10 protein-coding genes are annotated in these 12,441 nt (G+C 67.0%); all 10 read left to right on the top strand.

All coding sequences use genetic code 11. The features are described 5' to 3' along the window. Positions 1-125 precede the first annotated feature (125 nt). On the top strand, positions 126-4,859 hold the full coding sequence (locus GT347_RS09525) for a glutamate synthase-related protein (protein WP_160551726.1): 4,734 nt from the start codon (positions 126-128) through the stop codon (positions 4,857-4,859). A 26-nt stretch (positions 4,860-4,885) separates the two neighbouring features. Next, positions 4,886-6,364, top strand: coding sequence for a glutamate synthase subunit beta (locus tag GT347_RS09520; RefSeq protein WP_160551725.1), 1,479 nt, complete (start codon positions 4,886-4,888; stop codon positions 6,362-6,364). 92 nt (positions 6,365-6,456) lie between these two features. Continuing rightward, the gene (locus GT347_RS09515; protein WP_160551724.1) at positions 6,457-7,320 is read left to right on the top strand and encodes an ABC transporter ATP-binding protein; all 864 of its coding nucleotides are present in this window, start codon (positions 6,457-6,459) and stop codon (positions 7,318-7,320) included. Beyond that, positions 7,317-8,099 (top strand): lipid asymmetry maintenance ABC transporter permease subunit MlaE, encoded by a 783-nt coding sequence (gene mlaE / locus GT347_RS09510; RefSeq protein WP_160551723.1) that lies wholly within the window; start codon positions 7,317-7,319, stop codon positions 8,097-8,099. Before GT347_RS09515 ends, mlaE begins: the two co-directional genes overlap by 4 nt. 59 nt (positions 8,100-8,158) lie before the next feature. Next, positions 8,159-8,644, top strand: coding sequence for an outer membrane lipid asymmetry maintenance protein MlaD (mlaD, locus tag GT347_RS09505; protein WP_160551722.1), 486 nt, complete (start codon positions 8,159-8,161; stop codon positions 8,642-8,644). Further along, the gene (locus tag GT347_RS09500) at positions 8,641-9,432 is read left to right on the top strand and encodes an MlaA family lipoprotein (protein WP_160551721.1); all 792 of its coding nucleotides are present in this window, start codon (positions 8,641-8,643) and stop codon (positions 9,430-9,432) included. The genes mlaD and GT347_RS09500 overlap by 4 nt, the downstream gene beginning before the upstream one ends. A gap of 135 nt (positions 9,433-9,567) precedes the next feature. Further along, entirely contained in the window at positions 9,568-10,218 is a 651-nt protein-coding gene (locus GT347_RS09495) for an MlaC/ttg2D family ABC transporter substrate-binding protein (RefSeq protein WP_160551720.1), read from the top strand. Between the two features lie 5 nt (positions 10,219-10,223). Then, positions 10,224-10,544, top strand: a complete 321-nt coding sequence (locus tag GT347_RS09490; protein WP_160551719.1) for an STAS domain-containing protein — start codon at positions 10,224-10,226, stop codon at positions 10,542-10,544. A 79-nt stretch (positions 10,545-10,623) separates the two neighbouring features. Continuing rightward, a complete protein-coding gene (locus tag GT347_RS09485) occupies positions 10,624-11,562 on the top strand; it encodes an ABC transporter ATP-binding protein (protein ID WP_160551718.1) in 939 nt (312 codons plus the stop codon). 8 nt (positions 11,563-11,570) lie between these two features. Next, positions 11,571-12,329: an ABC transporter permease gene (locus GT347_RS09480; protein ID WP_160555286.1), complete on the top strand. Its 759-nt coding sequence runs from the start codon at positions 11,571-11,573 to the stop codon at positions 12,327-12,329. The last annotated feature ends 112 nt before the right edge of the window (positions 12,330-12,441 follow it).

Here is a 12,441-nt window from a genome sequence, read left to right as displayed (position 1 = left end):
ATTATTTAACCAACTGAACTTATCGGAAATTAATAGTGTTCTGACCCCAATTTAAAGTTCTTGGCACCCTTGTTGCTGTGTCCTATGCTCGCCATCCCACGCGCATTCTTCGAAGGAGCACGCCCATGACGACGGCTGCCGAGATCCAGCATCTCCAACAAAACGGTCTGTATTCCCCTGCCGACGAACACGATGCCTGCGGCGTCGGTTTCGTGGCCCACATCAAGGGCGAGAAGCGTCACGACATCGTGACCCAGGCGCTGAAGATCCTGGAGAACATCGACCACCGCGGCGCCGTCGGTGCCGACAAGCTGATGGGCGACGGCGCCGGCATCCTGATCCAGCTGCCCGACCTGCTCTACCGCGAAGAAATGGCCAAGCAGGGCGTCACCCTGCCGCCGCCCGGCGAATACGGTGTGGGCATGATCTTCCTCCCCAAGGAGCACGCTTCCCGCCTGGCTTGCGAGCAGGAGATGGAGCGCGCGGTCAAGGCCGAAGGCCAGGTGCTGCTGGGCTGGCGCGACGTGCCGGTCAACCGCGACATGCCGATGTCGCCCCAGGTGCGCAAGAAGGAGCCGATCATCCGCCAGGTGTTCATCGGCCGCGGCGCCGACGTCATCGTGCAGGACGCCCTGGAACGCAAGCTCTACGTCATCCGCAAGACGGCCAGCGCCAACATCCAGGGCCTGAAGCTCAAGCACAGCAAGGAATACTACGTTCCCAGCATGTCCAGCCGCACCGTGGTCTACAAGGGCCTGCTGCTGGCCGACCAGGTGGGCACCTATTTCTACGACCTGCAAGACGAGCGCTGCGTCTCCGCCCTGGGCCTGGTGCACCAGCGCTTCTCCACCAACACCTTCCCCGAGTGGCCGCTGGCCCACCCCTACCGCTATGTCGCCCACAACGGCGAGATCAACACGGTCAAGGGCAACTACAACTGGATGAAGGCGCGCGAGGGCGTGATGTCCTCCCCGGTGCTGGGCGAGGACCTGAAGAAGCTCTACCCGATCAGCTTCGCCGGCCAGTCCGACACCGCCACCTTCGACAACTGCCTCGAACTGCTCACCATGGCCGGCTACCCGCTGAGCCAGGCGGTGATGATGATGATTCCCGAGCCCTGGGAGCAGCACACCACCATGGACGGCCGCCGCAAGGCCTTCTACGAGTACCACGCCGCCATGATGGAGCCCTGGGACGGCCCGGCCTCCATCGTCTTCACCGACGGCCGCCAGATCGGCGCCACGCTCGACCGCAACGGCCTGCGCCCCTCGCGCTACTGCGTGACCGACGACGACCTGGTCATCATGGCCTCCGAGACCGGCGTGCTGCCCATCCCCGAGAACCGCATCGTGCGCAAGTGGCGCCTGCAGCCCGGCAAGATGTTCCTGATCGACCTCGACCAGGGCCGCATGATCGACGACGAGGAACTCAAGGCCAACCTGGCCTCGAGCAAGCCCTACAAGCAGTGGATCGAGAACCTGCGCATCAAGCTCGACGACGTGGAAGGCAGCGGCGACGCGCCCGCCTCCGACGTGGCCCTGCTCGACCGCCAGCAGGCCTTCGGCTTCACCCAGGAAGACATCAAGTTCCTGATCCAGCCCATGGCCAGGAACGGCGAAGAGGGCATAGGCTCCATGGGCAACGACAGCCCGCTGGCCGTGCTGTCCTCCAAGGACAAGCCGCTCTACAACTACTTCAAGCAGCTCTTCGCCCAGGTCACCAACCCGCCGATCGACCCGATCCGCGAGGCCATCGTGATGTCGCTGGTCAGCTTCGTGGGCCCCAAGCCCAACCTGCTGGACATCAACCAGGTCAATCCTCCGATGCGGCTGGAAGTCAGCCAGCCCATCCTGGATTTCAACGACATGGCCAAGCTGCGTGAGATCGAGAAGTTCACGCAGGGCAAGTTCCGCAGCGCCACGCTCGACATCACCTACCCCTTCGCCTGGGGCCGCGAGGGCGTGGAAGCCAAGCTGGCATCGCTGTGCGCCGAAGCCGTCGATGCGATCAAGGGCGGCCACAACATCCTGATCATCAGCGACCGCGCGGTCGGCCCGGACCAGGTCGCCATCCCCGCGCTGCTGGCCCTGTCGGCCATCCACCAGCACCTGGTGCGCGAAGGCCGCCGCACCACGGTCGGCCTGGTGGTGGAGACCGGCTCCGCCCGCGAGGTGCACCACTTCGCCGTGCTGGCCGGCTACGGCGCCGAGGCCGTCCATCCCTACCTGGCGATGGAAACCCTGGCCCAGCTGCACAAGGACATGCCTTCGGACCTGTCCGCCGACAAGGCCATCTACAACTACGTCAAGGCGATCGGCAAGGGCCTGTCGAAGATCATGTCCAAGATGGGCGTGTCGACCTACATGAGCTACTGCGGCGCCCAGCTGTTCGAAGCCATCGGCCTGAACACCGACACCATAGGCAAGTACTTCACCGGCACCGCCAGCCGCGTCGAGGGCATCGGCGTCTTCGAGATCGCCGAAGAGGCCCTGCGCATGCACAAGGCCGCCTTCGGCGACGACCCGGTGCTGGCCGGCATGCTGGACGCCGGCGGCGAATACGCCTGGCGCAGCCGCGGCGAGGAGCACATGTGGTCGCCCGACGCGATCGCCAAGCTGCAGCACAGCGCCCGCGCCAACAACTGGAACACCTACAAGGAATACGCCCAGATCATCAACGACCAGAGCCGCCGCCACATGACGCTGCGCGGCCTGTTCGAGTTCAAGATCGATCCGGCCAAGGCCATTCCCGTCGACGAAGTCGAACCCGCCAAGGAGATCGTCAAGCGTTTCGCCACCGGCGCCATGTCCATGGGCTCGATCTCCACCGAGGCCCACGCGACGCTCGCCATCGCCATGAACCGCATCGGCGGCAAGAGCAACACCGGCGAAGGCGGCGAGGACGCCAATCGCTATCGCAATGAATTGAAGGGCATCCCGGTCAAGGTCGGCGACACCCTGAAGAGCGTGATCGGCGAAGCCAACGTCGAGGTCGACATGGCGCTGGAAGCCGGCGATTCGCTGCGCTCGCGCATCAAGCAGGTGGCCTCGGGCCGTTTCGGCGTCACCGCCGAATACCTGTCGTCGGCCGACCAGATCCAGATCAAGATGGCCCAGGGCGCCAAGCCGGGCGAGGGCGGCCAGCTGCCTGGCGGCAAGGTCTCGGAATACATTGGCAAGCTGCGCCACTCGGTGCCGGGCGTGGGCCTGATCAGCCCGCCGCCGCACCACGACATCTATTCGATCGAGGACCTGGCCCAGCTGATCCACGACCTGAAGAACGTCGCGCCGCATGCCGGCATCAGCGTCAAGCTGGTGTCTGAAGTGGGCGTGGGCACCATCGCCGCGGGCGTGGCCAAGTGCAAGAGCGACCATGTGGTGATCGCCGGCCACGACGGCGGCACCGGTGCATCGCCCTGGTCGTCCATCAAGCATGCCGGTTCGCCCTGGGAAATCGGCCTGGCCGAAACCCAGCAGACCCTGGTGCTCAACCGCCTGCGCAGCCGCATCCGGGTGCAGGCCGACGGCCAGATGAAGACCGGCCGCGACGTCGCCATCGGCGCGCTGCTGGGCGCCGACGAGTTCGGCTTCGCCACCGCGCCGCTGGTGGTCGAGGGCTGCATCATGATGCGCAAGTGCCACCTCAACACCTGCCCGGTGGGTGTGGCCACGCAGGACCCGGTGCTGCGCAAGAAGTTCTCCGGCAAGCCCGAGCATGTCGTCAACTTCTTCTTCTTCATCGCCGAGGAAGTGCGCCAGATCATGGCCCAGCTGGGCATCCGCAAGTTCGACGAGCTGATCGGCCGTGTCGACCTGCTCGATACCCGCAAGGGCATCGCCCACTGGAAGGCCCGCGGCCTGGACTTCGGCCGCCTGTTCGCCGAGCCGCAGGTGCCGGCCGAGGTGGGCAAGTACCACACCGAATTCCAGGACCACGGCCTGGACAAGGCGCTGGACAACCTGCTGATCGAGCGCTCCAAACCCGCCATCGAACGCGGCGAGCGGGTGCACTTCATGGAGCACACCCGCAACGTCAACCGCACCGTGGGCGCCATGCTCTCCGGCGCGGTCACCAAGGTGCATCCCGAAGGCCTGCCGGACGACACCATCCGCATCCAGCTCGAAGGCACGGGCGGCCAGTCCTTCGGCGCCTTCCTGACCAACGGCATCACGCTCTATCTCATCGGCGACGCCAACGACTACACCGGCAAGGGCCTGTCGGGCGGCCGAGTGGTGGTGCGGCCCAGCCTGGACTTCCGCGGCGAGGCCGCGAAGAACATCATCGTGGGCAACACGGTGATGTACGGCGCCACCTCGGGCGAGTCCTACTTCGCGGGCGTGGCCGGCGAACGCTTCGCGGTGCGCCTGTCGGGCGCCACCACGGTGGTCGAGGGCACGGGTGACCATGGCTGCGAATACATGACCGGCGGCACCGTCGCCGTGCTGGGCCAGACCGGCCGCAACTTCGCGGCCGGCATGTCCGGCGGCATCGCCTATGTGTACGACGAGGACGGCCAGTTCGCCTCGCGCTGCAACCTGTCCATGGTCACGCTGGAGAAGGTCGTCAGCTCGGCCGAACAGGCCGCCGGCGTGCACGAAAGCATCTGGCACCAGGGCGAGACCGACGAGGCCACGCTGCGCAAGCTGCTGGAACAGCACAACCGCTGGACCGGCAGCAAGCGCGCCCGCGACCTGCTCGACCACTGGGCCGTGGCCCGCACCAAATTCGTGAAGGTGTTCCCGACCGAATACAAGCGCGCGCTCGCCGAGATGTACGAACGCAAGGTGCAGGCCGACCCCGCCACGCCGGCCGTGCCTTCCGCCGGGGCTTCGAAGCGCGAAGCCGTCCCCGCCAAGTAAAGAACAAAAAGCAGGACACCACGATCATGGGAAAAGTCACCGGCTTCATGGAATTCGAACGGCTTGAAGAGGGCTACAAGCCCGTCAACGAGCGTCTGAAGCACTACAAGGAATTCGTCGTCGGCCTCGATGCCGAACAGGCCAAGATTCAGGGCGCGCGCTGCATGGACTGCGGCACGCCCTTCTGCAACAACGGCTGCCCGGTCAACAACATCATTCCGGACTTCAACGACCTGGTCTACCAGAACGACTGGAAGAGCGCCTGGGCGACGCTGGACTCCACCAACAACTTCCCCGAGTTCACCGGCCGCATCTGCCCCGCGCCCTGCGAGGCGGCCTGCGTGCTCAACGTGAACGACGACGCGGTGGGCATCAAGTCGATCGAGCACGCCATCATCGACCGCGCCTGGACCGAAGGCTGGGTGGCCCCGCGTCCGGCCAAGCACAAGACCGGCAAGAGGGTGGCGGTGGTCGGCTCCGGCCCCGCCGGCCTGGCCGCGGCCCAGCAGCTGGCGCGCGCCGGCCATGACGTGACCTTGTTCGAGAAGAACGACCGTGTCGGCGGCCTGCTGCGCTACGGTATTCCCGACTTCAAGATGGAGAAGAGCCACATCGACCGCCGCGTCGAGCAGATGAAGGCCGAGGGTGTGGTCTTCCGAACCGGCGTGGTCGTCGGCTCCGCCAAGGACGCGCTGGGCAAGGGCTCCAAGGTGACCAACTTCGCCAAGGAAACCGTTTCGCCCGAACAGCTCAAGGCCGACTTCGACGCGGTGCTGCTGACCATAGGCTCCGAAACCTCGCGCGATCTGCCGGTGGCCGGCCGCGAGCTGGACGGCATCCATTTCGCGATGGAATTCCTGCCCCAGCAGAACAAGGTCAACGCCGGCGACAAGCTGAAGAACCAGCTGCGCGCCGAGGGCAAGAACGTCATCGTCATCGGCGGCGGCGACACCGGCAGCGACTGCGTGGGCACCAGCAATCGCCACGGCGCGGTCAGCGTCACCCAGTTCGAGCTGATGCCCCAGCCGCCGGAAGTGGAGAACCGGCCGATGACCTGGCCCTACTGGCCGATCAAGCTGCGCACCAGCTCCAGCCACGAAGAGGGCTGCGAGCGCGAGTTCGCCATCTCCACCAAGGAGTTCATTGGCGAGGGCGGCAAGGTGACCGGCCTGAAGACGGTGCGCATCGAGATGAAGGACGGCAAGCTGGTGGAAGTGGCCGGCTCCGAGCAGGTCCTGAAGGCCGACCTGGTGCTGCTGGCCATGGGCTTCGTCGCCCCGGTGGCGCCGGTGCTGGAAGCCTTCGGCATCGACAAGGACGCCCGCGGCAACGCCAAGGCCACCACCGACTTCGACAAGGGCTACGCCACCAACGTGCCCAAGGTGTTCGCCGCGGGCGACGTGCGCCGCGGCCAGTCGCTGGTGGTGTGGGCGATCCGCGAGGGCCGGCAGGCCGCGCGCTCGGTCGACGAGTTCCTGATGGGATACAGCGACCTGCCTCGCTAGCACAAGCGCGCTGCAGTGGGGTATTCAGGGGTTACGCCGATCCCTTATCATCCCCAATCCCAAGCCGGGCCTTCGTCCGGCTTTTTCTTTGCATGGATCCCACCGCGCCCGCATCGCCCCCTTCTCCTGACCCCGCCGGCACCGACAACCTGGTCGTGCTGCGCGAGGTCAGCTTCGGCTATGGCCAGCGCAAGGTGCTCGACGGCGTGACCCTGGCCGTGCCGCGCGGCAAGGTCACGGCGCTGATGGGCGCCTCCGGCGGCGGCAAGACCACGGTGCTGCGCCTGATCGGCGGCCAGGCACGGGCCCAGTCCGGCCAGGTGCTGTTCGACGGCAAGGACGTGGGCGCGATGGATTCGAAGGATCTCTTCGCCGCGCGCCGCCGCATGGGCATGCTGTTCCAGTTCGGCGCCCTGTTCACCGACCTGAACGTGTTCGAGAACGTGGCCTTCCCGCTGCGCGAGCACACCGACCTCTCCGACGCGCTGATCCGCGACATCGTGCTGATGAAGCTCGACGCGGTCGGCCTGCGCGGCGCGCGCAACTTGAGCACCAGCGAGATCTCCGGCGGCATGGCACGCCGGGTGGCGATGGCGCGTGCCATCGCGCTCGATCCGGAGCTGGTGCTCTACGACGAGCCCTTCGCCGGCCTGGACCCGATTTCGCTGGGCATCTCCGCCCGCCTGATCCGCCAGTTGAACGACGCCATGGGCCTGACCAGCATCGTCGTCTCGCACGACGTGGACGAGACCCTGGGCATCGCCGACCACGTGGTGGTGCTGGCCAACGGCAGCATCGCGCAGCAGGGCACGCCCGATTCGATCCGCCACAGCACCGATCCCCTGGTGCACCAGTTCGTGCATGCCGAGCCCGACGGGCCGGTGCGTTTCCACTATCCCGGCGTCAGCGCCGAGGCCGACTTCGGTCCGCCCACCCATGGAAGGAAGGCGCCATGAGGTGGTGGCATCCCGCCGACGTAGGCGCCGCCACCCGCGGCTGGCTGGCCGGCCTGGGCGCGGCCGCGCGGCTGTTCTTCCGGCTGATCATGCTGGCCGGCCCCACGCTGCGGCGCTTCCGCCTGGTGGGCGAGCAACTGCATTTCCTGGGCAACTATTCGCTGGCGATCATCGCGGTCTCCGGCCTCTTCGTCGGTTTCGTGCTGGGCCTGCAGGGCTACTACACGCTGCAGCGCTACGGCGCCTCGAGCGCGCTCGGCCTGCTGGTGGCGCTGTCGCTGGTGCGCGAGTTGGGGCCGGTAGTCTCGGCGCTGCTCTTCGCCGGCCGTGCCGGCACCTCGCTCACCGCCGAGATCGGCCTGATGCGCGCCGGCGAGCAGATCACCGCGATGGAGATGATGGCCATCGACCCGGTGCGCCGCATCCTCGCACCCCGCTTCTGGGCCGGCGTGATCGCGCTGCCGCTGCTGTCGGCGGTGTTCAGCGCGGTCGGCATCCTGGGCGGCTGGGTCGTCGGCGTGGTGCTGATCGGCGTGGACGAGGGCTCCTTCTGGGGCCAGATGCAGGGCGGCGTGGATGTGCTGGCCGACGTGGGCAACGGCGTGGTCAAGAGCATCGTGTTCGCGCTGACCGTGACCTTCGTCGCGCTGCTGCAGGGCTATTCGGCCAAGCCCACGCCCGAAGGCGTGTCGCGGGCCACCACACGTACCGTGGTCGTGGCATCGCTGGCGGTGCTGGGCCTGGACTTCCTGCTGACCGCGATGATGTTCAGCCTGTAGGCATGGGCCGGGGCTGCATCTTGAAACTTGCCGATTGACGCAAGGGAGATATTCGGAAAATGGAAAAATCCAAAAGCGACGTATGGGTCGGCATCTTTGTGCTGCTGGGCGCGGCCGCGCTGCTGTTCCTGGCGCTGCAGTCGGCCAACCTGCTGCGGCTGAGCTTCCAGCCCACCTACCGGGTGACGGCGCGCTTCGACAACATCGGCGGGCTCAAGGCCCAGTCGGCGGTCAAGAGCGCCGGCGTGGTGGTGGGCCGGGTCGAGTCGATCAACTTCGACGACAAGAACTACCAGGCCTCGGTGGTGCTGTCCCTGCAGGACCGCTATGTGTTCCCCAAGGACAGCTCCCTCAAGATCCTGACCAGCGGCCTGCTGGGCGAGCAATACATCGGCGTGGAAGCCGGTGCCGATGAAAAGAACCTGGCGGCGGGCGACGTCATCACGACCACCCAGTCGGCGGTCGTGCTGGAGAACCTGATCAGCCAGTTCCTCTACAACAAGGCTGCCGACGGCCCGACGCCGGCGGCAGGTGCCAAGAAATGAACGAAACACAAATCTCCCGCTTCTACCGGGCCGTGCCCGTGCGCCTGCTGGCGGCCGTGGCCGCCGCCCTGGTGCTGGCCGGCTGCGCCACCGGGCCCGAGCGCAACCCGCGCGACCCCTTCGAGCCCTTCAACCGCAGCGTCTACAAGTTCAACGACACGGTCGACCGCGCGGTGTTGAAGCCTGTGGCCACCGTCTACCGCGACGTGACACCTTCGCCGGTGCGCACCGGGGTGGGCAACTTCTTCCGCAACCTGACCGAGCCATGGTCGCTGGTCAACAACCTGCTGCAGGGCCGCATCCAGGATGCGGGCGAGACCTGGATCCGCTTCGCGGTCAACACCGTGTTCGGCATCGGCGGCCTGATCGACATCGCCGGTGAAGCCAATATCGACCGCCACAAGCAGGACTTCGGCCAGACGCTCGCCTTCTACGGCGTGCCCACCGGCCCCTACCTGATCCTGCCGCTGCTCGGCCCCTCGACCGTGCGCGACACCGCCGCGCTGCCGGTGGACCTGCAGGGCAACCTGCTGTCCCAGGTGGACGACGTGGCCGTGCGCAATTCGCTCTACGCCCTGCGTGTGGTGGACACCCGCGCCAGCCTGCTGCGGGTGAGTTCGGTGCTCGACGGCGCCGCGCTCGACCAGTACAGCTTCACCCGCGACGCCTTCCTGCAGCTGCGCCGCAACCAGCGCAAGGACACCACCGAGAACGACGGCGATCTCGACGACGCCGCCGAAGCTGGCGTGGAGAGCGGACCGGGCGCCGCCGCCGCCATCGGCAAGTAAGCCCAGGGGCGCCGGGTTGCAGGCAGTTGCAAGTCCGGCGTCACCATGCGGAACATGCATGCGATGCTGCGTTCGAACCGCATCCGCGCCGTGGCGGCCATCCTGGCGCCACCGCAAGACCAAGGAGTACACCCAATGCAGATGAACCGACGTTTCCTCACCCGCGCAATCTGCGGCCTCGCCGCCGCCGCCAGCCTGGCCCTGCCGCTGTCCGTGTTCGCCGCCGACGAAGCCCCGGACGCGATGATCAAGCGCCTGTCCGAAGAAACCCTGGGCGCGATCAAGGCCGACGCCTCCCTGCGCAACGGCGACCTGAACAAGGTGATGGCCCTGGTCGACACCAAGATCATGCCCAACCTGGACTTCCGCCGCATGACCGCCGCCGCCGTCGGTCCGCAGTGGCGCCAGGCATCGCCCGAACAGCAGCAGAAGCTGCAGGACGAGTTCAAGAAGCTGCTGGTGCGCACCTATGCCGGCGCCCTGTCGCAGGTCAGCGACCAGTCCGTCAACATCAAGCCCCTGCGTGCCGATCCCGCCGACAAGGAAGTCGTCGTGCGCACCGAGGTCACCGGCCGCGGCGACCCGATCCAGCTCGACTACCGCCTGGAAAAGACCCCCGGCGACGGCGCCGGCTGGAAGATCTACAACCTGAACGTCCTCGGCGTGTGGCTGGTGGAAACCTACCGCAGCCAGTTCGCGCAGGAGATCAACTCCAAGGGCATCGACGGCCTGATCGCCGCGCTGTCCTCGCGCAACACCGCCAACCAGGCGGGCAAGAAGAGCTGATCGCCATGGCCGAAACCGCCGCGGCGGCGCCGCACTCCACCTTCGGCGAAATAGCCCAGGTCCTGGTGCTGCCCGGCGAACTCACCCATGCCCAGGCCCAGACCTGCCTGCGCATGCTCACCCAGGGCCTGGGACGCGGCCAGGAGCCGGTGGTGGCCGATGCCTCCGCCCTGGTGCGTTTCGACTCCTCCGCGCTGGCCGTGCTGCTGGCCTGCCGCCGCGAGGTGCTGTCCCTGGGCCGCAGCTTCGTGGTGCGCGGCCTGCATCCGCGCCTGTCCGGCCTGGCCGCGCTCTACGGCGTCGCGGCCCTGCTGCCCGCGGGCTGAGCCCATCGCGCCCCCGCAGGGCGCCGATACCCCTTCGCCCGGCGGCCGCGGGCCGACCACTTAGAATCCCCCGCTCCCCATGGCCGCCATCTCCTTCCAGTCCGTCTCCAAGCGCTACGCCAGCGCGCGCGGCACCCTCCAGGCGCTCGACAACGTCAGCTTCGACATCGAGCCCGGCGAATTCTTCGGCCTGCTCGGGCCGAACGGCGCGGGCAAGACCACGCTCATCAGCATCCTCGCCGGCCTGGCCAAGGCCACCGGCGGCCGGGTGCTGGTGGATGGGCACGATGTGCTGGCCGACTACGCCATCGCCCGCCGGCGCCTGGGCATCGTGCCGCAGGAACTGGTGTTCGACCCCTTCTTCAATGTGCGCGAAACCCTGCGCATCCAGTCCGGCTACTTCGGCGTGAAGAACAACGAGGCCTGGATCGACGAGCTGCTCGAAAACCTGGGCCTGGCCGACAAGGCCACCGCCAACATGCGCCAGCTCTCCGGCGGCATGAAGCGCCGGGTGCTGGTGGCGCAGGCCCTGGTGCACCGCCCGCCGATCATCGTGCTGGACGAGCCCACCGCCGGCGTGGACGTGGAACTGCGCCAGACGCTCTGGCAGTTCGTCGCCCGCCTGAACCGCGAAGGCCACACGGTGCTGCTGACCACCCACTACCTGGAAGAAGCCGAGGCGCTGTGCAACCGCATCGCCATGCTCAAGAAAGGCCAACTGGTGGCCCTCAACCGCACCAGCGACCTGCTGCGCCTGGCCACCGGCAACGTGCTGCGCTTCAAGGTCGACGGCGAACTGCCGCCCGAACTCGCCGCCCAGGCCCGCATCACCGGCCGCATCGTGCAGCTGCCCGCGCCGGGCGCGCTGCAGATCGAGCAGTACCTCGCGGCCGTGCGCACCGCCGGCCTTACCGTCGAGGATGTGGAGATCCGCAAGGCCGACCTGGAGGATGTGTTCCTGCAGGTCATGTCGGCCGATGAAAGCAGCGGCGGCAACCGCTGGCAGGTGCCCGTATGAACCTCGATATCACCGGCTGGCAGACGCTCTTCTACAAGGAAGTGCTGCGTTTCTGGAAGGTCGGCTTCCAGACCCTGGGCGCGCCCATCCTGACCGCCGTCCTCTACCTGCTGATCTTCGGCCACGCGCTGGGCACGCATGTCACCGTCTACGGCTCCGTTCCCTACACCGCCTTCCTGGTGCCCGGCCTGGTGATGATGAGCGTGCTGCAGAACGCCTTCGCCAACAGCTCTTCCTCGCTGATCCAGAGCAAGGTCATGGGCAGCCTGGTCTTCGTGCTGCTGACACCGCTGAGCCCGCTGGCCATGTTCCTGGCCTATGTCGGCTCCTCGCTGGTGCGCGGCGTGGTGGTGGGGCTGGGGGTGTTCGTCGTCACGGCGGTCTTCTTCGTGCGGCCGGACTTCGCGGCGCCGGTGTGGATCGTGGTGTTCCTGGTGCTGGCCGCGGCCCTCATGGGCACGCTGGGCCTGATCGCCGGGCTGTGGTCGGAAAAGTTCGACCAGATGGCCCTGTTCCAGAATTTCCTGGTCATGCCCATGACCTTCCTGGCCGGCGTCTTCTACTCGATCCACTCGCTGCCGCCCTTCTGGCAGGCGGTGAGCCATTTCAACCCGTTCTTCTACATGATCGACGGGTTCCGCCATGGCTTCTTCGGCCACAGCGACGTCTCGCCCTGGGTCAGCCTGGGCGTGGTCGGCGTGGCCTGGCTCGTGACCAGCGCGATCGCCTTGCGTCTGCTGACCACCGGCTACAAGATCCGACATTGAATGGCCCCCGGCTTCGCACTTCGTGTCGGCGCCACCCCCCGAGGGGGAGGCGCGGCCGCCTTGGGGCGGCCCGGCGGCGGCCGCCTGTGCTTGCCTTTGCGCTGAATAACTG

Source organism: Xylophilus rhododendri, from assembly GCF_009906855.1.
Taxonomy (GTDB): Bacteria; Pseudomonadota; Gammaproteobacteria; order Burkholderiales; family Burkholderiaceae_C; genus Xylophilus; species Xylophilus rhododendri.
Note: the sequence above shows the minus strand (reverse complement) of the source record. Positions and strands in the feature narration are given on the sequence as shown.